This window comes from Levilactobacillus paucivorans (assembly GCF_001437125.1).
Lineage (GTDB): Bacteria > Bacillota > Bacilli > Lactobacillales > Lactobacillaceae > Levilactobacillus > Levilactobacillus paucivorans.
In genome coordinates, this window is sequence record NZ_JQCA01000029.1 from 19,969 (window position 1) to 42,325 (window position 22,357).

At 50.9% G+C, this 22,357-nt stretch carries 17 protein-coding genes; 7 read left to right on the plus strand and 10 right to left on the minus strand.

What is annotated here, in order from left to right; translation table 11 throughout:
• Positions 1-289: 289 nt before the first annotated feature.
• The 5 genes from IV54_RS02305 to IV54_RS02325 all read right to left on the minus strand — a co-directional run bounded on the left by IV54_RS02305 (position 290) and on the right by IV54_RS02325 (position 7,376).
• Positions 290-1,207 carry a magnesium transporter CorA family protein gene (locus IV54_RS02305; RefSeq protein ID WP_057877785.1) on the minus strand — a complete coding sequence of 306 codons (918 nt, stop codon included), beginning with the start codon at positions 1,205-1,207 and terminating at the stop codon, positions 290-292.
• A gap of 569 nt (positions 1,208-1,776) precedes the next feature.
• A complete protein-coding gene (gene pnuC, locus IV54_RS02310) occupies positions 1,777-2,529 on the minus strand; it encodes a nicotinamide riboside transporter PnuC (RefSeq protein WP_057877786.1) in 753 nt (250 codons plus the stop codon).
• 318 nt (positions 2,530-2,847) lie between these two features.
• Positions 2,848-3,270 carry a MarR family winged helix-turn-helix transcriptional regulator gene (locus IV54_RS02315; RefSeq protein WP_237756652.1) on the minus strand — a complete coding sequence of 141 codons (423 nt, stop codon included), beginning with the start codon at positions 3,268-3,270 and terminating at the stop codon, positions 2,848-2,850.
• A 260-nt stretch (positions 3,271-3,530) separates the two neighbouring features.
• Positions 3,531-5,168: a glycoside hydrolase family 13 protein gene (locus IV54_RS02320; RefSeq protein ID WP_057877787.1), complete on the minus strand. Its 1,638-nt coding sequence runs from the start codon at positions 5,166-5,168 to the stop codon at positions 3,531-3,533.
• A gap of 813 nt (positions 5,169-5,981) precedes the next feature.
• Positions 5,982-7,376, minus strand: coding sequence for an FAD-binding oxidoreductase (locus IV54_RS02325; protein ID WP_057877788.1), 1,395 nt, complete (start codon positions 7,374-7,376; stop codon positions 5,982-5,984).
• Positions 7,377-7,538: 162 nt separating this feature from the next.
• Here IV54_RS02325 and IV54_RS02330 point away from each other — a divergent pair, with 162 nt between their 5' ends.
• From IV54_RS02330 to IV54_RS02345, 4 genes are all read left to right on the plus strand, one after another.
• Entirely contained in the window at positions 7,539-8,030 is a 492-nt protein-coding gene (locus IV54_RS02330; protein WP_057877789.1) for a pyridoxamine 5'-phosphate oxidase family protein, read from the plus strand.
• Positions 8,031-8,150: 120 nt separating this feature from the next.
• Complete coding sequence (locus tag IV54_RS02335) at positions 8,151-8,603, plus strand: MarR family winged helix-turn-helix transcriptional regulator (protein WP_057877790.1); 453 nt, start codon at positions 8,151-8,153, stop codon at positions 8,601-8,603.
• A gap of 11 nt (positions 8,604-8,614) precedes the next feature.
• Positions 8,615-9,109, plus strand: a complete 495-nt coding sequence (locus IV54_RS02340) for a GNAT family N-acetyltransferase (protein WP_057877791.1) — start codon at positions 8,615-8,617, stop codon at positions 9,107-9,109.
• Positions 9,110-9,128: 19 nt separating this feature from the next.
• On the plus strand, positions 9,129-9,845 hold the full coding sequence (locus IV54_RS02345; protein WP_057877792.1) for a B3/B4 domain-containing protein: 717 nt from the start codon (positions 9,129-9,131) through the stop codon (positions 9,843-9,845).
• Between the two features lie 750 nt (positions 9,846-10,595).
• On the opposite strand, the gene IV54_RS02355 is transcribed toward IV54_RS02345, so the two are convergent.
• From IV54_RS02355 to IV54_RS02375, 5 genes are all read right to left on the minus strand, one after another.
• The gene (locus tag IV54_RS02355) at positions 10,596-11,255 is read right to left on the minus strand and encodes an ABC transporter ATP-binding protein (protein WP_057877794.1); all 660 of its coding nucleotides are present in this window, start codon (positions 11,253-11,255) and stop codon (positions 10,596-10,598) included.
• 12 nt (positions 11,256-11,267) lie between these two features.
• Positions 11,268-12,713 carry an ABC transporter permease gene (locus IV54_RS02360; protein ID WP_057877795.1) on the minus strand — a complete coding sequence of 482 codons (1,446 nt, stop codon included), beginning with the start codon at positions 12,711-12,713 and terminating at the stop codon, positions 11,268-11,270.
• A 170-nt stretch (positions 12,714-12,883) separates the two neighbouring features.
• Positions 12,884-13,981: an AI-2E family transporter gene (locus tag IV54_RS02365; RefSeq protein WP_237756653.1), complete on the minus strand. Its 1,098-nt coding sequence runs from the start codon at positions 13,979-13,981 to the stop codon at positions 12,884-12,886.
• An 815-nt stretch (positions 13,982-14,796) separates the two neighbouring features.
• The gene (locus IV54_RS02370) at positions 14,797-15,444 is read right to left on the minus strand and encodes a hypothetical protein (protein ID WP_057877797.1); all 648 of its coding nucleotides are present in this window, start codon (positions 15,442-15,444) and stop codon (positions 14,797-14,799) included.
• A gap of 21 nt (positions 15,445-15,465) precedes the next feature.
• On the minus strand, positions 15,466-16,812 hold the full coding sequence (locus IV54_RS02375) for a GH25 family lysozyme (RefSeq protein ID WP_057877798.1): 1,347 nt from the start codon (positions 16,810-16,812) through the stop codon (positions 15,466-15,468).
• A 594-nt stretch (positions 16,813-17,406) separates the two neighbouring features.
• Between IV54_RS02375 and purH the strand changes: the two genes are divergently transcribed.
• From purH to IV54_RS02390, 3 genes are all read left to right on the plus strand, one after another.
• Positions 17,407-18,936, plus strand: a complete 1,530-nt coding sequence (gene purH / locus IV54_RS02380; protein ID WP_057877799.1) for a bifunctional phosphoribosylaminoimidazolecarboxamide formyltransferase/IMP cyclohydrolase — start codon at positions 17,407-17,409, stop codon at positions 18,934-18,936.
• A gap of 247 nt (positions 18,937-19,183) precedes the next feature.
• Entirely contained in the window at positions 19,184-20,197 is a 1,014-nt protein-coding gene (locus IV54_RS02385; protein WP_057877800.1) for a glycosyltransferase family 2 protein, read from the plus strand.
• A gap of 13 nt (positions 20,198-20,210) precedes the next feature.
• Positions 20,211-22,286 carry a glycosyltransferase family protein gene (locus IV54_RS02390; protein WP_057877801.1) on the plus strand — a complete coding sequence of 692 codons (2,076 nt, stop codon included), beginning with the start codon at positions 20,211-20,213 and terminating at the stop codon, positions 22,284-22,286.
• Positions 22,287-22,357: the final 71 nt, after the last annotated feature.

A 22,357-nucleotide genomic window follows, 5' to 3' on the forward strand; every position in this document is an offset into this window, starting at 1 on the left:
GTAATTGTACTTACTTTTTGTTAGTGAAAAGTTTCACTTATGAAGCGCTTTCAATTTAAAGCGGGTGACAACAGGCGGTTAGCTGGCGTTTCGGCCAGATAAGTTGGCGACGCAAAAGGGCCTGGAATTTATCCCAGGCCCTTCGGTTTTTGAATTTAGATTGTCGAAACGTGTTCTAACAGGCAGCCGGCTCCGCTTAACCCCGTCCAGAAAATCATCCAGGTTCGGGATGATTCTCTGGACGACGTTAATGCTCGTCGGCTGAACGCCTGTTAGAACACTCTTTTCCCTACCAAAAATGCCGATGCTTCAGCATCAAGGCCACCCAGGCCATGACGCCGACCATGATCGCCACGGTAATCAGCCACGAAATCCCTTGATTAGCAAATGGCAGCTTAACGTTCATCCCGTAGAATCCGGTCACAATGGTGGGAATCGTCAAAACCAATGACCAAATGGTTAAGAACTTCATCGTGTCGTTCAGGTTATTATTCAGCACATTGTTAAACGTCTTGGAAATTCGGTCGACAACATCCGCCTCGATCGCCGTCATTTCAGAGGTTTGGCGGGCTTCAATGACCGCATCTGTCAGGCGCTCGTTGTTGGTGTCCGACAGTTGCTTCCCAAAGGCGGTATTGTTGAGGTTGACCACCATCATGGCGTTGTTGCGCGTGGCACTAACGAAGTACGCCAGACTCTGTTGCAGGTTAGATAACGCGATCAAATCCTTGTTGTCCGGTGACTGATTAAGCTGCCGGTCCAAGCGATTCTGCTCTGCATTAATCTTGCGAATGGGTGGAATAAACTGGTCAAACAAAATGAACAGCCCAACCAGGACGAACTCATTGGTATCCATAATCTGTTCCAACTTTAGTCGTTCGCTCAACGTTTGGTTCACCCATTGAGTATTCTTGGTTGTAATAGAAAAAACGCGATGACCCTTCAGTAAAAACGTCACGGGTCGTGTGATGTAGCGTTGCGACACCTGGTCCACGACAACCGGCACGTGGAACACGAAGAGTTGCGTGTTCAGATACTCATCACGGTCATAGTGAGACCGTTCATTTTCATCGGTAACGTAGGTTAGGATTTCATCGGTCAGGCCATAATTAACCTGTAAATTCTCCCGATCGGCATCGTCCTCAACCATGGCCATTACCCAGACCAGGTCTTGTTCCCCCGTCCCAATCTTTCTTTCAACAATCATGTCATTCCGCTCCTTGTTAAAACGCTGTTTACAGTGTACCACGCGGGACTGACTTTTACCGCCAAATTTTGGGGATTGTGTCCCCAATTACCGGTCAGGTGCAGCGAACTGGACTATCGTGACAAAAGGCGATCTCGTCAATCAGGGCAGACGTGATTTCTGTTGGAAGCTCTTGCTGGGAATAATCGTTGTGGACTGACACTTTTGATAATTTCTAACACTCGAAAACCCAATTAGGGGCTGATGACTATCTCTCCCCAATATATTCAGGTCACCGACAATCTTAGCCGGAGGAGGCCAGGGATGGAGCCAGCCGTGGCGGTGCAGTTAGACCGAGTGTACTTCTCGGCCTTACTGCACGGGCGACTCTGAAGACACGTGACTTTCGTGGCTTCAAATCGAGCGAGAAGCCCAAGGGGCTGAAACGTCCCCACAGCAGGCGGAATCCCTGGCAGCCGCAGGCGGCCAATCAGCACCAATCTCCTACTCCTAAATACAAAGAGGTCGTCACTCCCGGACCCCACGCCCGAAAATGACGACCCCTTCAATCACTAAATTTTAACACCAAGTTAATTATTGCTCTCCAAGCTAGCGGCATACGCCGTTTCCTGCTTGATAACCCGTTGCCGTTCTTTCTCGTTATACCAAGGCGAGATGGTGAAGGCCAAGACGTCGTTAATCAGGTAAACGGAACTGTTGATAAACATCGCCAACGTTGCCGAACCCTGCCGGAAGGAAATGAACCACAGTACCATTTGTGCCAGGCCGGAAGCAATCCACCAAACGTATTGGTTGTTGAACCGCAGGAAACAGATAACCCCAGCGGTCAGACTGATAGCGAAGCTAATGGCATCGACCCATGGCCGCGGATCGTCGGTAAAGGTGCCAATCCCCCAGCCAGAGACCAGGTAGATGGCCGCCGTTGAAACCAGCGCAATGACCCAGGTCCGTCCAGTAAACTTGCGAATCTTAGATGCCATATTGACGTTCCAGCTAGCACTCAGGAGCACCGGAATATCCAGCGTGGCCACGTAGGCCACCTGTTCGAAAATACTCAGATAGTTCTTCGCCGCATACCCGGTGATAATGAAGCAGATTGCAGAAAGCACGCCGAGAAAACCATTAACCGACTTCGCCGCATTAATCGCTAGGACACAGAGAACCCCCAGCGTCGTCCCGATAAACGTCAAGACCGTCAGCAGTGTGATTTGTTGGCCGACCAGCGTCATGACTTGGCACCCTAGGCTAAAGAAGAACAGATAATAGTTTTGTTGTGGCCACCCTTTGAGTTGGTGAGATAAAAATTGAATATAATGCTTCATGCTAATTGCGCTCCCTCTTCATTTTCTTTAACCACATCTAGTACTTCATCACCGGTGAAGTGGTCAGTTAGCACAACATGTTGTGGCGTTCATTTTGAACAACAGGATCGATTATAGCACGTAAATTTCCATTCTGGGGCCTCATTTTAAATTTGTTTCATGCCCATTTTGGCCAACGTAAGCGCTTACGTTTAGGCGGCCACGGCCGTGAAACAAAAATAAATGATCCAAGGGGTTGCACATATTGGTTAGTTTGAGGGAAAAGAAAAAGACCAGTCGCAAGCGACTGATCCTAGCTTATAATTCATGCGTTGGTTATTAGGCCTCGGGTGTTTCTGAGGTCGCCTTGGCTGTAGCCACCGCCAACATTTGAGTCAGCTCACTGACAGTCAATTGACTGCCACCAGATGCCAGCTCGGCGTGACTCATGACCTTGGCCGATTTGACCAAGAGATCATGACAAGCCATTTCTAAGGCTTCGCCGCTGGCCGTCAATGATAATGGACGTACTCGGCGATCCGAAGACTGATAGCTTTGCAGCACATAGCCCCGGCGAATTAATTGCGAAATTCCGCGTGAAACTGCCGCGCGAGAAATCCCGCGACTGTCGGCCACTGTGGCCGAAGTTAGCTTACCGGGATTCTCCAAAATATGGTGTAGAATCGCGTACTGATCCACGGAAATCCCCATTGCCCGTTGGAACCGTGTCGCTGACTTCTCCAATTCTCGCTTTAACTCCATGTAAGATTCGAAAAAACTTTCCGCATGAACGACCTTACTCTTTGCCATAGTATTCATCATATCCTTATCTTCACTCGCTAACCGCTAAGATAATTAACACGATTAGCAATACGCAAAATGGTTGACCCCATAGAAATATCTATACATTTAATAATAAAGAACAATTTGCAGAAATGCAATAGGAATTCACTAATTTGTAAAAAAGTTTAGGGTATAAAAAAGGCGGCCGCGTTTTAAACCCGGTCCGCCCCGCTAAAACATTACTCCAGTTTTCTTAAATGATACAGGCGGGCTTCCCAAGGTTGAATCTCGAGATCGTCTGACTCCGCATCAAATCGTAGGTTCGTCAAAATAAGTTCGCTTGTTTTCAAATCGAATTCCTGGGTGGTGGCCACGTCATCACTCATATTAACCACAACCAACCAGTTATCGCCGTTCAACGTTCGGCGATAAACGTACAGCTGATCATCGTGAGTATCAATCAATTCATAACGACCCAGCAACAGAGTTGGCACCGATTTCTTCAACCGAACCAACTGCCGATAGAAGGTCACCACCGAAAGTGGGTCATGACTCTCCCGCTCGATGTTCACCCGTTCCCCATCGGGCGCCGGCTTCATCCAAGGTTCATGATCGGAGAAGCCGCCGTACCGGTGTTGCGTCCAGGGAAGCGGCGTCCGAGCATTGTCGCGACTCCGTTCGGAAAGCTCTTCCAGCACTGTTTCGGCCGGCACACCCTGTGCCACCTGTTGTCGGTAATACAACCGACTGTCGAGGTCGCGATAATCGTCGATGGACGTGAAGTGAGCGTTGGTTAAGCCTAACTCCTGGCCCTGGTAAATGAAGGGCGTCCCCCGCATCAACAGGTACCACAGCCACAAGGCCTTCGCCGAGCGACGGCGATAGTCCTGGTCATTGCCATAATAGGACACGGCCCGTGGCAGATCGTGGTTCTCAATGAATAAGGCGATCCACCCACTGTCGGCCATGGCCAACTGCCATTTCGTCAAATTCTCACGAAGCGCGGCCACCGGAAGCTTCGGCTTAGCCAGCTCCCAGTTGTGCACGTGGTCGAACTCCAGCAACAGATCGAAGTAGCCCGTTTCAGGGTCCAACCATTGTTGTGCGGTGGTCATGTCGATACCACCAGTTTCCCCAATGATCAGCAAATGATTACGACGTAAGACAGGTTTCAAAGCATCGAGATAAGCGGTCACCCCAGTAAAGTCGGCAAAGTAGCCGGTTCTTGGATTGGCCACATCCGCAAAGTCCGCGCGCTTCTTCAGATGAGTCACCCCATCGAGACGGAAGCCATCGACACCCCGGTCGGCCCACCACTGAATGACGCCCGCCAGTTCCTGTCGCACGGCGGGATTCTCCCAGTTCAGGTCGGCCTGTTCTCTGGCAAAGGAATGCAGATAAGCCGCACCAGCCTGGGCGTTGTAGGTCCAGGCCGAACCGCCAAAAACGGATTCCCAATTGTTGGGCGTCACGTCTTTCGTCGCCGGTTGCCAAAGATAGTAGTCACGATATGGGCTCTGCGCGTCCGCCACCGCGGCTTGGAACCACGGGTGCTTGGTAGACGTATGATTCAGTGGTAAATCCAACACCACCTTAATATCCGCGGCGTGCAAGGCCGCGACTAGGTGATCAAAATCAGCGATCGTTCCGAATTGCGGCGCCACCCCCTGATAGTTTGTGACATCGTAGCCGTTGTCGATCCCGCCAGATGGGTAAAAGGCAGCGATCCAGACAAAGTCAATGCCTAGCGATTGTAGGTAATCCACCTTGAGCTGAATGCCCGTCAGGTCACCAATCCCGTCGTGGTTACTATCATAAAAACTTTGCGGATAAATCTGGTACCCGACGGCTCGCTGCCACCACTCTGCGTCACTCATGAATTTCTTCCTTCCAATACTCAATTAATGCAACCGCTTGTCGCTTCTAACCATCAGTCTTGCATTCGCTTTCATTGTACCAATAATTATCCGGGTTGTGGCTGTTTTTTGCAAGTTTTATGCCTAACCCTACAAAATAAATATCTGGGTCAAATAACTCGCTCCTTTATTGTTTCATTAATAAATGACCTGGTTCTTAACCTGCTATTATCCTTCAAGTTCATTCCGCCTGCGGTGGACAAGGAAGCCGTCCTATGGGGACCGGGCGAAGCCAAAGAGCGGTCTTCACCCTCGCTTTAAGCCCCACAAGGAACGTGGGTCTTAAAGGCGTCCCGTGGTGTAAAGGCGGAAGACCACCACCTTAACACCACCGACACAGGACGTCTCCCTTGCCCACCTCCGGCTCCATTTGAATTGAGAGTGAGTCAAGACACACTCACGATATTCAACCAATTGTCTTCCTACATTTAAAAAAGAATAGCCTGACTAGACTCATCTTACGCGAGACTAATCAGGCTACTTCTTCTAATATTAAATTTCAAAGACTACCAATACCAACGAATTCGTCCTCGCTATAGCACAAAGACCAATCGCCTTGTTGCCTCAGCCGGAGGGAACCAGACGATACCCCCGTGTCGGTGGTCTTAGCCGAGGTTTTCTCTCGGCTTAGACCACGGCCAACTTTGAAACTCGTGCTTTTCGAGGTTCAAGGTTGCCCTGAAGACCGCTTCTCAGGCTTCAGGTCTGCCCCATGGGCGGTATCGTCTGGTTCCCGTAGGCGGACCCCTTGAAATTAAGAAACTTTCGAAAGAATTAATCGATCTTCCGTTTTGGATTCAAGATGTTCATTGGATCGAACAAGGTTTTAATTTGATGTTGGAGTTGGTCAACGGTCTCGCCGAGTTCGGGATTGTTCCACTGATTCTTAACCATCCCCACGGCATGCTCGCCGGAGATTGTTCCACCCAACTCGAGCGTCTTCCAGAAGGTCTGACGTAAGGCCTCAACGACAACTTCGGGCACCTCTTCTTGGTCCTTAGGCCAAACGAATGTTGGGTGGACGTTACCATCACCAGCATGGCCGGCCGTATAGATGGTAATCCCCAACTTCTTCCCGAGATCTTGGAGATAATCCATCATTGGGGCCAACTTGGAGAGTGGCATCGCCATGTCTTCCATCAAGTGATTCTGACCAGCGAAGACGGCAGGCAACATGTCACGCCGTAATTGTTCCAGATCGGCCTGTTCCTGTTCATCATCCGTGACCTGGACGTTTTGACCGTCGTACTTGGCCAGAAGATCCTTCACCACAGCCATGGATTCGGGACTAGACCCTTCGAGCTTGAAGATTAACATGGCCCCACTATTTGAAGCGTAGTGCGTGTGTTCAAACTTGTCCAAAGCCACCACAGTATTGCCGTCCAAGGCTTCCAACATGGTTGGATAGACCCCGGACATCCGAATGGCAGTCACAGCTTTAGCCAATGAGCCCATGTTGCTAAAGAAGGCCACACCCATGACGGTTTGCCCCAATGGGATTGGCATTAACTTTACAGTAATTTCGGTAATGATCCCGAGAGTTCCCTCGGAGCCCACGAAGAGTTGGGTCAAATCATACCCGAAGGCCTGTTTTAAAGTCCGGCCCCCCAGTTTGATTTCACGGCCATCCGCCAAGACGGCTTTCAACCCCAAAACGTTATCCTTGGTGGCCCCGTAACGCACGGTACTCATCCCACCAGCGTTGGTTGAGACATTCCCACCAATGGATGAAATTGGCTTAGAACCAGGGTCTGGCGCGTAGAACAGCCCCCGTTTTCTAGCAGCCTGGTCTAAATCGCCATTAATGACCCCGGGCTGAACGACCGCCACGGAATCTTCCTTATCAATTTCTAGAATTCGATTCATTTGCCGAGTCGAAAGAATCAAGGCACCCGGTTGGCCATCGGAACCGACAACGGTACTGGTTGCCGTGGTTTGCGGAATGACAGGTAGGTGGAACTTGCGGGCTGTCCGCAAGACCCCTTGGATGTCGGCGACACTTTCAGCCTCGATAAAGGCCCGAGCCAAACCACTTTCACCACCCGAAGCATTCGAATTAAACGATTGTTTCTTGAGCGTGGCCATATCGGTTTCGACCGTGCCATCCTTAACTTGGGATATCAGGTATTCTAGGATTTCTTCATCAGAGTATGCACTGAATACTGTCATTTGTAGGACCTCTTTCTGTGTTTTGGAATCAAGGTCATCATAGCACCACTTCAAATAGAATACCTTATTGATTTCTCGGCAAACTTGATCTATACGGAAAAAGCGGTTCCATTATGATGAAATGCGCTATAATTGAGGTATCGAATTAGGAGGTATTTAGTTATGCGTCGAAAAAATCTACAGGTTACCGATTTAATCAAGGTCAAGGCATTCTTACGGACGGGTCACGTCATCAACACCGCTATGCACGATGGTGACTATCCTTACGTGGTGCCGACGAACTATGGTTTCCAATTTGATGAAGACGGCCTACTCCACCTCTACCTTCACGGGGCACCCGAAGGCAAGAAGCGTGATTTAATCGCCAAAGATGGTCACGTCGCCTTCTCCATTGTGGCCAAGGCCGAACGTTACGACACCCCTGATGGAGAATTGTCGAACAACGGGTACGCCTACCAGAGCATCATGGGAACTGGGAATGCCAGCCTGGTCACTGACTTGAAAGAAAAGCGCGAAGCCTTAGAACTGATTCTAGACCACGAACTGGGTAGCCGCGACGAGTCCTTAAAGCCTGCCGACGTCGAATATACCGGGGTTATCCGGATCGACGTGACTGGCATGACTGCCAAGGAAGCAACTAAAGACAAAAACTAATCACAAAAATCTGGGCTAGCCCCCAGATTTTTTTAGACGAACTTTTTGTTGCAAATGCAACTTAACCGTTTTATACTATTCCTACATGTTCAGTCTAAAATGACTAAAGGAAGTGAGTACTTGCCAGACATTCTAAGGTCCATTGGCATCATCGATCGCGCGTTGGACACCATCGCCAATATCGAGTTCAAGGAAGTCAACCTCACCCGTGGCCAATACCTTTACTTGGTCCGCGTCTACGAGCATCCGGGCATCATCTTGGAGCGCCTGGCCAATCTCATCAAGGTCGACAAGACCACGGCGGCTCGCGCTATTCAAAAGATGGAGAAAAATGGCCTTCTAGAACGCAAGATGAACCCCGCCGACAAGAAACAAAAGCAGATTTACGTCACCGAGAAGGGCCGCCAGGTTTACCCCCTCATTCACCGGGAGAACCTGTACTCTAACGAGGTTGCCCTGACTGGAATCTCACCTGATGATCAGGTAAAGCTACACGATCTGCTAGACCAGGTTGCGAAAAATATCGAAGACGACTACAACACCGTCAAACGCGGTGAGAAGCGTCAGTATTAAGAGGTTCACTCATGATTAAACCAACTTTCACCGCTGTGGCTACCGACCAACTAGCTGAATTACGACGTCTCAGCATCGACACCTTTACAGATACCTTTGGGGCCCAGAACACCTCAGCCGACCTCCAAGCTTACCTGACTAAAGCCTTCAATCCTAGCCAGTTAGCTAGCGAGTTTGCTGACGTTAACAGTCAGTTCTACTTTATCCAGGTTGCGAATACGGTTCGCGGCTATCTCAAACTAGTCAGCCACGCGGACGATTTGGAAATTCAGCGACTCTATCTCACCTCTGCGGGCCAACACCAAGGCTATGGCGTCGCGGCCATTGCCTTTGCGACCCGTCGCGCCCAGTTGGCTGCCAAATCCGAGCTACGTCTCGGCGTCTGGGAGCACAATTTAACGGCTATCGATTTTTACCGCTCTCAGGGCTTCCAGCAAACCGGCAGTCATCCCTTTCAGTTGGGTTCCGCCACACAAACCGATCTCATCATGACCAAAAAAATATAAAATTTGGAGATGTTCATTTATGAAACAAGCCATCATCGATCTTTCGTTCTGGGAACTGTTCCCCCAAGGTCAAATCAGTATTTTAACCCTCAAAGACATCGACAACCACGTCAACGAAGCCGACGACCCTTACTTCCAAGAACTCCTTAACGACGGCGCCAATGAATCTGAAAAGTTCATTACCGACGAGACCTTTAGAGAAAATGCCGTGATCGCCGAATGGCGGGAGGCCTTACGGAAGTTCAAGACGAAGAAGGGCGCCCGTTCTTCAATCGAAGCCCTCCTCAAGCGGATTAGCCAAGGCAAGCACCTCAGCCCCATCAATCCCCTGGTCGACATCTACAACAGTATTTCACTGAAATATGCCTCACCTTGTGGCGGAGAAAATATCGATGCCATCGCCGGCGACCTTCACCTAGGCCTCGCTCAAGGTGGCGAAGGTTTCCGTCCCTTAGGTGACACCGAAGACTCTCCTGCTTTGCCAGGCGAAATGATCTACTATGACAACGATGGCGCCATCTGCCGAAGCCTCAACTGGCGTGAAGCGCAACGGACCATGTTGACGGAAGACACGACGAATGCCGTGCTGGTTATTGAAGCTATCAACGCCGACCAGGCAGAACGGGCTAGCGAAGCCATTCAGGAGCTGAAGAGCCTTTGCGAACACTACTTCAAGGTTACGGGGACAACCACCCTCTTAACCGCCGACCATGCTTCCACTACTTTGGTGGACTAACTTTTCTCTAGACTGCATGTGTGAAATGACCGCCTGCGGCTGTCAGGGATTCCGCCTGCTGTGGGGAACGCCTTCAGCCTAAAATCCAGGCTTCCGGCTCGCATTGAAGCCCCGCTAAAGACGCGGGTCTCCAATGTCGTCCCAGTCTGTAAGGCCGAGAAAAACACTCGACCTTACAGACTCGTCACGGCTGGCTCCATCCCTGACCTCCTCCGGTTACTGTTGTTCTTTTAATGAACGATAGTGCCACTTAGTGGTCAATTAGTATTAGCACTTTGATTATATTCAATCACTAGCAACTCGTTCCTTATGTTATCTACGAAATCAAAATCACCACAGATTCTGCCATTGTCGACGGAACCTGTGGTGATTTTTTATTTGTATCTGTTAAGTTTTGAGAACACTGAATCGCATAGTGATAACTACTGACAAGAACCTCAGGCAAGATGAACCCACCAGACAAATTTGATTGGCGACCATCGGTTACGCGGCCTAAGAAGCAACTTGCAACAATTTTTTACTAAGTCGTGGTAACGGTCAATCTTAGCCGGAGGAGGCCAGGGATGGAGCCAGCCGTGGCGGTGGCGTTAGACCGAGCGCTTTTCTCGGCCTTACACCACGGGCGATCTTTAAGACCCGCGTTCCTGGCGGGGCTTAAAGTCGAGCGAGAAGTCCACCGGGCTGAAGCGTCCCCACAGCAGGCGGAATCCCTGGCAGCCGCAGGCGGCCAGCTTAACACCAACCTAGAGTTTAAGCTAACTCTGTAAACTGCTTATTCTCCAACCTATACTGATGATCGCACTGTGCGGCCACATCCGGTTCATGGGTCACAATGATCACGCACTTATTCTGTTCGTGGGCAATTCGTTGAAACTGGTCGATCACGGCCTTGGTATTGTCCTCATCCAGATTTCCAGTTGGCTCGTCAGCCACGACCAACCGCGCATCACAGCACATGGTGCGGGCGATGGCCACCCGTTGCTGTTGCCCACCCGAGAGGTGCTGGACGTTGCGGTCGATCAGGTCATCCCCAATCCCGAGATCGTTTAGAATCTGCTTGGCATACGCTCGATCGCCGGCATGTTTCGCTTCCGTGATGGCCATGGCCGTCAGGAGATTATTCATCGGAGACATGTAGGCAAAGAGGTTGTACGCCTGAAAGACAATCGCCACGTCATGTCGGCGATAGTTGGTCAGCCCAATCTGCTTTAACGACTGGTCACCCAACAGAATGTCACCCTCCTTGGGCTTATCAAGACCAGCAATCAACGACAGAAACGTCGTCTTCCCGGTCCCACTGTGCCCCAGAATCGCGTAGGACTTGCCCGACTCAAAGGTCAGGTTAATGCCTTGAAACAACGGTTGTGTTTTGTCCTGGTACCAATACCCCAGGTCTTGTGTTTTTAACATCGACAGTCCTCCTTAGGAAAACAGTACTTTCTTCGGCTCCAGTCGCAGAATCCCACCGGAAGCGATCATGATCGACAGGAAGGTAATGGCTAAGCCAAATCCGCCGAGTTCGGCGAGGTCAACGGCACTCACCGCAATCTCTAAATTGGGATCCTTAGTCTTGGTACTCGTGGCCTGCATGTTGCCTGGACCACCACTACCCTTAGTCCCACCAGGTTGGCCGCCGCCCGGTTGACCGGACGTGGTGCTTGTGGTGGTTTGCGTCGTGGTACTCTGTGAAACTAGCTGTGAACCCAGTTGATTCCCGACAAATTTCCCACCGGCACCCGCAATCGCAATGGCCACTACGATCACCATCAACATTTCCGTAAAGAACTGCGCCACAATCTTCCAGCGTGCTTCACCGAGGGATAAGAGCACGCCAATTTCAAAGCGTCGTTCGCGAATCATCAGGATGACAATCAAAGCCAGAATAATTGTTCCGGCAATGGCCACCAACCAGACAATCTTGTTGGCGAAACCTTCCACGTTGTCCATGGACGCCTTGACGGACTGATAGCTGGCATCATCGGTACTCAGGGAATACTTACTGCTGATCAGCTTATTCCCAGCCTTTTTGGTAGCACTGACCTTGGCCGGATTAGTCACGTTAAAAGTAACCGAATCGGCTGTTCCCGCATACTTGCTGCCCTTAATGGTATTGGCCAGGGTGTATGAGGCGTAGATCGTGTTCGACGGATCGGTACTCATGGGGCCAGCACTAGCGGAACTGGTCGAGCTGGCCTTGTAAATCCCGACAATCTTCACTTTCACCGTGTTCTTGTCGCCACTGGTCTCCTTGAACGTCATGGTATCGCCAACGGTCAAATTGTTTTGACTGGCCAGTTCCTTTTCGATGACCACATTATTCGTATTCTTATCACTGGCCGTGATGCCGCGCCCCTTGGTAATCTTGCTTTGACTATCGCTAAAGGTCGTGGTCAGGCTAGTGGCGGTCACCCCATCAATCTGGGTGTCCCCGGAACTCGTGGATGACTTCATTCCACCTGGGCCACCACTATTTCCACCCATCCCGGTGGTCGTCGAGACCGTATCGTATGACTTGGCATTCGCCGACGTGCTACTCGTCACGTTGTAATTTTTGATGTTACTGAGCTTGGCAATCTTCGTCGCGTCGCTTAATTTCACCGGCGTCAGCGTTAGCTTCGGTCGGCTCGTTTTACTACTGGAACTACTACTGCTCTGACTCATCTTCTTAAACGCTGCCTGCCGATTTGCCGACAGGGTCATGGTGGCGCCGGCGTCATTCTTAGCCGTTTCGGTCGCCTTGACCGCTGCGCTCCGAATCAGTAATCCTGCCAACACAAACATTAAAATCGCGGACGAGACCAGAATCAGTAAGATTGACCGTCCTTTCTTTGCCCAAATATTTAACCAGGCTCGTTTGAAAAAGTTCATGCGAGTCGCCTCCATTCATAACATGTGATCGATTATGGCAAACCGGGCTTATCGCAAACCTAAAACGCGGGCCGTAACGGTCTCTGACGGCACACAAAAAAACGACGATATCCCGCAGGACACCGCCGTTTTGACTCGTTTTTAAAATTAATCGACCTGTTAATAAAACGTTAAGGCTCACCCAGCCGATCCTCTGGTGGGAAGACGTCCGGATAGAGCGCCGAATATTCCTGATACCACTCGAAGGCAGTGGTTACCAACACTTTGAGGACGGCAAAGCCCGGCACCCCAAAGATGACCCCGATCAGACCAAACATCTTACCGCTGGCCAGCAAGACGAAGACAATGGTAATTGGGTGCATCGCCAAACTGTTTCCCATAATCAGGGGTGACAAGACTTGGGTCTCCAAGACCCATTCAATCAGGTAGACAATCACGACACCCAGTAGCATCGACGGACTCGTCACAACCCCCATGATAATCGCTGGGATCAGCGCAATCGCCGACCCAAAGTAAGGAATCAAGTTCAGGGGCCCCGCGATTAGTCCGATCAAGATGGCGTAGGGCAGTCCAATGATGGAATAGCCCGCCGTAAAGATAATCATGACACACAATGCCACGGTGAGTTGGCCACGCACATAGGAACTAACCTTGGCGTTCATCTTGTCGAGCATGATCACAAAGCGTTCCCGGTAGGCCGTTGGAACGACCTGACTGACGAAGTGTGGGAATTGGGCCCCATCCTTCAACATGAAGAAGAGCACCATTGGCGCTGTAATCAGCGTGATAATCCAGTCGCTCACCGTCGTCACAACATTCCCCAAAGAACTCAAGGTTCCCGTCAGAATATTCCAACCTCGTTGCGAGAAGTAAGTCGTCACACGGTGGTTGACCTCGGCAAGATTAGCCGCTGACACCCAGTGATGCTTCTGATTCATGGTGCTGAGTTTTCGCATGACATCGTTGGCAAACTGCGGTAACGCCGCAATAATCCCGGTTGTCTGCTTCGTAAGAAATGGAATCAACATTAGGAAGATCACGACGATAATGGCAATTGTCACCAGCATGGCGATCGCAATCGCCAGACCTTCCTTTAACTTCAACCGGCGTTCCATGAAATGCACGAACGGATCGAGGACGTAATACAGGATCCCCGCCACCACGATCGCCGGCGCCGTAATACCAATAAATTTCCAAACCGGATCCAACAGACCGGCGTTTTGGACGAGCTCATTGACCACTAATAAAAGCAAAAAAATATTTAGCAATAATATTGTAATATGATTGTTTAAAAACCGTTGGTAGAACCAGGAAAATCCCGATTCTGGCTGTCGCAGTTTATTCAAAACGACCCCTCCCAAAATTGGCTTACTCCTAGTTTACGGCTCAATGGCGGCCGTGACTAGCCCGAATCGCGAATTCTTCCACATCTCTCATTCTAAAATTAATGAAAGGCCGATAGGACTTGATCTTGAATTTTGTCTTTGTCCGGGTCGCCTACGGCCACCAGACGCCACCCGGTGAGGCAGACCTGAAGCCAAAGAGCGGTCTTCAGGGCAACCTTGAACCTCGAAACCTACGAGTTTCAAAGTTGGCCGTGCTCTAAGCCGAGACAGAACCTCGGCTTAGACCACCGACACGGGGTTCTGTCTGGTGTCCTCCGGCTGGGATTGACGGAAGTTTCTGACACCGAGTGTTCCATGATAATATCCAATCACCAATCATGACTGCCGCTTTTGGCAAATCATGGCCAGCCGCTAGACTAGCGTTTTGAAACACCTACTCCAGACAAGGCACGGACTACACCATATGAAGAAACCCTACAGATAAACCATTTTGATAGTTTCAGCCGCAGGTGGTCAGGGATGGAACCCCGTGTCGAGACTGTTTGGTCGGTGGTCTGCCGGCCTTACAGCCTGGGACGACTTTAAGACCCACGGTTTTGTGGGGCTTAAAGCGAGGGTGAAGACCGCTTCTCAGGCTTCAACCGGTCCCCACAGGGTGGAATCCCTGGCCACCTGCGGCGGCCCAGACTAAAAACAATAAGAAAAAAGCACTGTCCGTAGACAATGCCTTTAATAAACTAGTCTTTCGTGTTCTGGGCCACCTTAACCGTGGTATCGGCCGCTTGGCCTTTGACGGTGTAGGTTTGCTTGCCATCTTGCCAGGTTACCGTGTTGTCCTTGTCATCATCGGTCTTGCTGTAGACCGTGACCGCCCCGGTATCCGCGCTCTTAGGCAGGCTACGCTTACTCAATTGCTGGTTGACCTGCTTGGCAAATTGAGTTGGGGTTCCCGTCTGATCGGCGTTGCTGGTAACCGCCGTTACTGACCAATCGCCCTTGGTCCAGTGGACGTAGGTATGGCCCATGACGCCTTGAACGACGGCGCTCGTCGACTTGTTCAACTTAACCGTTTCACCATCAGCGTTACCGACATAATCCACTTGATCCTTGGCCGTGGCACTAGTGCCGTAAGTCTTCTTTTGCAGAGTCGTGGACTGATCGCCAGTCGTCTGGTCCGTATATTTGACCGTGTAATTCTGCTTGGTTCCACTAGCCGTCGTGGCCGTTACCTTAGTGCCATCAACGGATGCCGAGCTCGGTGCCACCGTCTGACCGGTGGAACTGACATCGTTAGCCGCGTGCATCTGGAGAACACTGCCGGAACCCAGTGCTAGCACCGCCAAAGCCGCCGTAACGGCCGTGATTAATTTCGTTTTACGTTGCATCTTTATCCAACCTCTCTCCGCTTATTTCTTGACGTGACCGTGCAATGCCGTGACGTAATTGCCATTGGTTAAGACGTAGTAACGAGAACCCGTCGACCGCTTCTTAATTGCCGTGACGTTAAGCGTGGTGCCCTTCTTATACGATTTAACGCGACTCGCCTTAGTCATTGATGTCTTATTGTAAGCATAGATTTTTTGCTTGGTGGTAATCGTCTTCGACGAATTCATACTTTCAAAATAGGCATGGTTTAACCGGGCTAAGTTGGCAGTAATGTATCCTTTGTCAGTCTTGATGCGGTAGGACTTGCCATCCGGTGCCTTGACAACTTTACCCGCAACCTGCGTTCCATTCTTGTACTTCTGCCCCGTCTTCTTGGTCAGACTAGAATCAGAATAGATATTCACATTATCGTGTAAATTGAAGGACCCATGTTGGCCGACCCAGTAGCCGGTAACGTCTTGTGACAGGACCCATTGGCCCAGTTCCTTAATATACAATTCTTGTTTAGAATTCGACATGGTCAGTGGTTTGACGTCAGAAATCGTGTAGAATTTCTGGCGATCGGACGTGTCAATCTTCGACCGATCAACGTACTTGGAAGCCCCTTTATGTAAATAAACGTGCTGACCGCTCCGGAAACTACTGTATGAATACGTGTGCGCTAATGCCGTCGTCAAGCCATCCGTCCACCAACTGATTGGGTGAACCGACGTTTCGGCCCGACTATTGTCCGTGGCCTCACCTAATGAAGATAGGTAATTACTATCCGTGTACTGCCACAATGCAAACGAAATCGTTGGCGTATAGGAATAGTTGGCGATCCATTGGGCATCAAATTTCGTCCGGGCACTATTGGCATAAGTTGTCGCAAAGGATTGATAAGAATAGAAGATTAATTTCTTGCCGGTCAGTGAACTCATTTCGTCATACCAGGCCTTAACAGCGGCGTTCGTGGTCCCCGAGGTCACATCATTTTCTTCGAAATCCAGTGCATAGAACTTGGCATTCTTATTCGACCGATTGTAGAAGTTCTTGGCTTCCGTCTTGGCGCTCGCCGCACTGGTAAAGGTGGCGTAATCGTACTCCCCAAACGGAATCCCGTACTTCGCATAAAGTGAGGTATTGTTGGCAGCATACTTATCCACGTAGGATGACCCATACTGCCGGCGGTTGATGACAAATGAAACCTGATTCTTCAAATTTGAAACCTGCGTTGACGTTAACTTCCCCTGCCATTCGGAAATATCGGGAATGGCGAGTGTACTGGCGCTGGCAACGGTCTGACCGCCCCAAGCGATTCCAACGAGGGCACTGGCGGCAACCGCTGCTTGGGTTAACCGCTTGGCCCAACGATGATTAGTTGACATAATTTAGCACTTCCCTGCTTAAAATTTGGTGTGCCCTACTCCTAAAAACTGGTGTTGTTGCTTCCCCGACACCAAAATCTCCCCGACGCTTTTGCTCACCACCTCACGCTTAAAGTCATCTTTAAGGATAGGCTTCTTAAATGTGCATTCGATAACAGCAGGATTTCAGTTCGATTACCGCATTTTACAATTATATTTATTACAAGAACGCCGTTAAATCAACGATGGTAGTGATTATCCGGCTTAAGAATGATTAGTGGATTTAATAGGAAAAGTGACCATATTGGCGATACGGTGAATTACTTATTAGGTGATCTAGGCCCCTTTTTCACAAATCATGACAATTAGCGACTTTTAATCAGTATTGTTCGCAAATAACGAACAATACTGTTCGGTAACATGCTAACGACTAATAAATGATTACCCAAAGCAAAGTCCGATTATAAGTGAATTTATAGATTGGTTACTTTACTTTCTATCGTTAGGCTTCTGAGCTAAATATACGAATTATTATAATTTGTTCCCGTTGATTGTTCAGGATAATTCCCGTATGATAGCTCTAACAGCTTTTACTCACATTTAGGAGGTTATCTTATGCGCCGTGCCCTACTCAGTGTTGCCGACAAGACTGGCATTGTCGACTTTGCTCACACGTTGATTGCCAATGACTTTGAACTGGTTTCTACCGGCGGGACCCAAGCCGTCTTGGCCGATGCCGGCATCCCCGTGATTCCCATCGAAGAGGTTACGCAGTTTCCAGAAATGCTAGACGGCCGCGTTAAGACCCTCAATCCACGGGTTTTCGGCGGCATTCTCGCTAAACGAGATGATCCTAATCACCAACAAACGTTGGCTGAACACGCGATTACCCCGATCGATCTGGTCTGCGTCAACCTCTATCCCTTTGCCGAGACCATCAGTCAACCAGATGTCACGCTAGCCGCGGCAGTCGAACAGATTGATATCGGTGGCCCGAGCCTCATCCGCGCCGCCGCCAAAAACTATCGGGATGTTCTCGTGGTCTGCGATGTCGCCGATTACGATCAGGTCGGGCAGGCCTTAGTGGCCCACAGCGATACCCTGCCATTTAGAAAACATCTGGCCGCCAAGGTCTTTCACCACACGGCCCACTACGACGCCGTCATTGCGACGTACCTGACGGACGAAGCCAAGCCTGATACCCTGACCCTCACCTATAAACGCAAGGAAGCCCTGCGTTACGGCGAGAATCCGCAGCAGACGGCCACCTTCTATCAGGACTACCAGCCATCTCCGTTTTCGATCGCCGCGGCAAAACAACTTCACGGTAAGCCCCTTTCCTTCAACAACATTAAGGACGCCGACGCCGCGCTCGGGCTAATTCGTGAATTCAGCGACCCGACCGTCGTGGCCTTAAAGCATATGAACCCGTGTGGAATTGGCACCGACGATGTCCTCGAACGTGCCTGGGACAAATGTTACGCCGCTGACTCCATGTCGATCTTTGGAGGTATCATCGTCCTCAATCGGCCGGTCGATTTGGCAACCGCCAAGAAGATGCATCAACTCTTCTTGGAAATCATCATTGCCCCCGCCTTCGATAATGACGCCTATGATGTGTTGGCAAAGAAGAAAAATCTGCGCCTGTTGACGGTCGACTTCAGCGCAGCTAACGATGCTGAACCCGATGAGTTGGTTAGCGTCCGCGGGGGCCTTTTACGCCAGGAACGTGACGAAATCATCGACGACCCCGCAACCTTCCAGACCGTTAGCAATGCCCAGCCAACGCCGGAACAACTCGCAGCCATTGCCTTTGGCCTAAAGGCGATTAAGTTCGTCAAGAGTAACGCCATCGTCGTCAACACCATCGATCAGACCTTAGGGATTGGGCCCGGGCAAATGAATCGGATCGACGCCTTAAAGATTGCGGTGGATAAGGCCGAAGAGAAACCAAACTACGATCGTGCGGTTCTGGTTTCCGACGCCTTCTTCCCCATGGCCGACTGCGTTCAATACGCCGCCGAACATGGGATTCGCGTCATTGCGGAACCCGGCGGTAGCATCCGCGATCAGGCTTCCATCGACATGGCCAACGAACACAACGTGGCCCTGGTCTTCACGAATCATCGTCACTTCAGACATTAAAAAAACACACCTAAGCGCATGGCGGTTTCATCGTTGGAAACTGCTATGCGCCTTTTCTGTCGATTGCTTTATTTCACGTTAACCAGAACGCTTTCACTGATATCGAGAAAGTACTTGAGACCCATTAGTAACTTGCCGAAGAAAGTCGTTTAATTCGAGCGCAATTTACCCCATAATGGGATTATCCAGTTATCATCGACTCAGAATAAGTTGTTCGAACTTAGATTTACTGGGGGAGTTGATCTGAATGAAAACACTAACTGCACCACGGCTGACCTTAGTTGTGCCGTGTTATAACGAAGAACCAATGTTACCCAAGAGCGCACCAGTCTTAAGCGCCATTTTGCATCGTCTCATGGATAGCAACCAGATTGCGACTGACAGCAAGATTCTCTTTGTCGACGATGGTAGCCGCGACCATACCTGGACCATCATTACGCAACTCCGACAGGCAGACACCCTGTTTACCGGACTGAAATTCAGCCGCAACTTTGGTCAAGAGGCCGCGCTGATGGCGGGGATGCAAGTTGCCCATCCCTTCTCCGATCTCATTATCACCATCGATGCCGACCTGCAAGATGATCCACGGGTCATCGGCGCGATGGTGCAACAAGCCAAGGAAGGCTTCGATATCGTCTATGGTGTCCGTAATGACCGGTCTACCGATACCTGGTTCAAGCGCACCACGGCTGAGGCCTTCTACTGGACCATGGGTAAGCTCGGTGTCGAGCTGGTTCCGGATCACTCCGACTTCCGCCTACTCAGCCACCGGGCAGTCACCGCACTGATGACCTACACTGAATCCACACCTTTTATCCGGGGGATCATCCCCAAGCTGGGTTTCCCCAGCACGAAGCTCTATTACAAGCGCCAACCACGGGCGGCGGGAACCTCGAAGTATCCACTCAAGCGTATGCTGCGTTTCGCGCTAAGTGGCATCTTCTCACTATCCCTGGCACCACTACGCGCCATCATGTACCTGGGCTTCACCATTTGTACCGCCGCAACAATTGCCCTGTTATGGCTGCTAGGCCTGCATCTGAATGGCCTCACCACCAACGGTGCCCTTCTGACCTCACTGTGGCTCCTCGGTGGCCTGCAACTAATTGGCCTGGGCGTTATTGGCCAATACGTCGGTCAAATTCTCAGAGAAACGCAACACCGACCACATTTCATCATCCAAACGGAAACTTTTTCTACGGCATTCCTAGCCGCACCGCTCACGGTAACACCACACCACGAGCACCAATCTGTTAACTAAGGAGGGACCTCTCATGACCACACGCCAACGCTTAACAACTGGCTTAGTCGGCCTCATCAGTTTGACTCTATTTCTGACCGGCGTGTTGGCTGGTGTGTCTCCTGTCGGCTTTCGTACCGATCACAACTGGCTGAGTCCACTGGTCATCCTCTTAGGAGCCGGGGTCTATCTCGGCATCATCGGTCTCCTCTTTCGCTGGTTTCACCGCCGTACCGCGACTCAGCATCGCTGGCTCAGCTGGGGACTCTGGGGCGTCCTGCTGGCCATTCAACTCTTTGTCGCCTTCAATTGGGTCAGTGCCCCGCGAGCTGACCTCTACTTCGTTCACCAGCAAGCCTTAACGTTGCTTCACGGCCACGCTGACTGGTCGACTTACTTCTACACCTACCCTAATAACATCAACTTCACCTTGGTCTTGGCCGGCCTCATGAAGATCGCCCAACTATTCGGAACCACCCTCACTGGCATCGATCTCAACCTCATCCAATTTGCTTGGCTGGATTGTGGTCTGCTGGCCTTCTGGTGTGTTCTTCGACGCCGCAACATCGCCCGTGGACACCTCTTTTTAGTGATTATCATGGGTACGGTTCCGCTCTATGCCTACGCGCTCAACACGTATAGCGACCTCGCCGTGTTGCCAATTGGCCTGCTCGTTCTGGCCGGATTATCAAACTTACTGCGCGCGACCACGTGGCCGAAACGGCTGGGCTGGACCCTCTTCGTTGGCGTCTTTCTCACCTTCGCCATTCTCATGAAGGCCAACTTTATTGTCCTAGCCATCGCCGTTATCTTAGGCCTCTGGCTGGTCAATAATGCCAGTCCCCGACCTTGGCTAGCCCGAACCAGCATCACAGTGCTCTTGATCGCCATGCTCGGTGCCGGTATCGGCGGGAGCCATGCCGTTCAACGCGCCGCTGGCTATCAAGAAGATCCATCGTTAGCCTTACCGGCAACCAGTTGGATCGCCATGAGTTGGAACCCGACGACTCACGGGGAATACAGCCGTCCCGACGTGGATTCTATTCGCGATGAACCCACCGCCGCGCGCAAACAAGCCTTGGCCAAGAAGCATTTGGAAGAATCCTGGCAGACGCTGGGGATTGGCGGGGTTATGTATCACCTCGTTAAAAAAACGAAACTTTTCTTAGCCACTGGAACCTTCGATGCCTTTCAGATTACGGCGGACTTCGAGCAAGCCCCTAACTGGTACCGACAGCATCGCAACACAGTTGAATGGTTCCTGGCCAATTGGAGTCAGCTCAACTACCTCGCGCTCCTCATCGTCTCCTGTGGCTGGGGGGTTCAGCAGATCCGTCGTCGCCGACTGAGTGCGACTTACCTTATCGGTGGCCTCTTCGTTATCGGCCTGATCTGCTTTCACGTCATCTTCTGGGAAACCGAGGAACGCTACGCTCTGCCGATTCTGCCCCTCCTAATCGCTGGGACCGCGGCGGGCTATCGCCAACCACTTAACCTCCTGCGTTGGTCAACCCGTAGTCGATGGATTCCGCTGGGCATGGCCCTAGCCTTCAGTGGCCTCATTTTGGTCAGTGCTTGGCAGAACTACGGGCTCACCACAACCCCCGTCGACAATCCCATCTATGTGATCAACCAAAATGAGGGCCGCTACTTCCAGAACCACCACTTCAAACTCAAACCAGGTAAGAGCCTCACCCAACCACTCACGGCCCCAATTGCCTTTGATCGGCTCTCTATTGATCCGACCTTCCCGTTCCGTGGCCAAATTACCCTGCGTAACGACCAAGGTCGCATCGTCTGGCACACCCCTGAGCCGGATCCGCTTATCCAGCTCAAACAGGACCTGCCCGTTCAGCCTGCGGGTCACTACCGCCTGACAATCACCAATCTTCAGCCGACCCCGGTTAAATTCGTGACGGTTCCAGCAACGTACCCTGTTCTGCCAGAACCAATCGTGGGCCACCCCGACCAGTATTTACGCTTCCATCTGACACAACGAAACGTTGCCCCAGTCATCGATCGTGGCCAATTCTGGTTAATCCTAGGAACCGTCTGGCTCGGCGGCCTACTGATTATCGATCGTTTCTACTGGTATCGCCGCCAGATCTAACAACTTTTAACAAATGACTTGCCCTAGAGTGGCTCGAAGGTCCTACAATAGACCCAGATGAGTTAATCCAA

What these genes read in the sequence shown, in the direction of transcription:
- IV54_RS02305 (WP_057877785.1), bottom strand. Translation starts at nt 1,207, where the DNA reads ATGATTGTTGAAAGAAAGATTGGGACGGGGGAACAAGACCTGGTCTGG.
- pnuC (WP_057877786.1), bottom strand. Translation starts at nt 2,529, where the DNA reads ATGAAGCATTATATTCAATTTTTATCTCACCAACTCAAAGGGTGGCCA.
- IV54_RS02315 (WP_237756652.1), bottom strand. Translation starts at nt 3,270, where the DNA reads ATGGAGTTAAAGCGAGAATTGGAGAAGTCAGCGACACGGTTCCAACGG.
- IV54_RS02320 (WP_057877787.1), bottom strand. Translation starts at nt 5,168, where the DNA reads ATGAGTGACGCAGAGTGGTGGCAGCGAGCCGTCGGGTACCAGATTTAT.
- IV54_RS02325 (WP_057877788.1), bottom strand. Translation starts at nt 7,376, where the DNA reads ATGACAGTATTCAGTGCATACTCTGATGAAGAAATCCTAGAATACCTG.
- IV54_RS02330 (WP_057877789.1), top strand. Translation starts at nt 7,539, where the DNA reads ATGCGTCGAAAAAATCTACAGGTTACCGATTTAATCAAGGTCAAGGCA.
- IV54_RS02340 (WP_057877791.1), top strand. Translation starts at nt 8,615, where the DNA reads ATGATTAAACCAACTTTCACCGCTGTGGCTACCGACCAACTAGCTGAA.
- IV54_RS02345 (WP_057877792.1), top strand. Translation starts at nt 9,129, where the DNA reads ATGAAACAAGCCATCATCGATCTTTCGTTCTGGGAACTGTTCCCCCAA.
- IV54_RS02355 (WP_057877794.1), bottom strand. Translation starts at nt 11,255, where the DNA reads ATGTTAAAAACACAAGACCTGGGGTATTGGTACCAGGACAAAACACAA.
- IV54_RS02360 (WP_057877795.1), bottom strand. Translation starts at nt 12,713, where the DNA reads ATGAACTTTTTCAAACGAGCCTGGTTAAATATTTGGGCAAAGAAAGGA.
- IV54_RS02370 (WP_057877797.1), bottom strand. Translation starts at nt 15,444, where the DNA reads ATGCAACGTAAAACGAAATTAATCACGGCCGTTACGGCGGCTTTGGCG.
- IV54_RS02375 (WP_057877798.1), bottom strand. Translation starts at nt 16,812, where the DNA reads ATGTCAACTAATCATCGTTGGGCCAAGCGGTTAACCCAAGCAGCGGTT.
- purH (WP_057877799.1), top strand. Translation starts at nt 17,407, where the DNA reads ATGCGCCGTGCCCTACTCAGTGTTGCCGACAAGACTGGCATTGTCGAC.
- IV54_RS02385 (WP_057877800.1), top strand. Translation starts at nt 19,184, where the DNA reads ATGAAAACACTAACTGCACCACGGCTGACCTTAGTTGTGCCGTGTTAT.
- IV54_RS02390 (WP_057877801.1), top strand. Translation starts at nt 20,211, where the DNA reads ATGACCACACGCCAACGCTTAACAACTGGCTTAGTCGGCCTCATCAGT.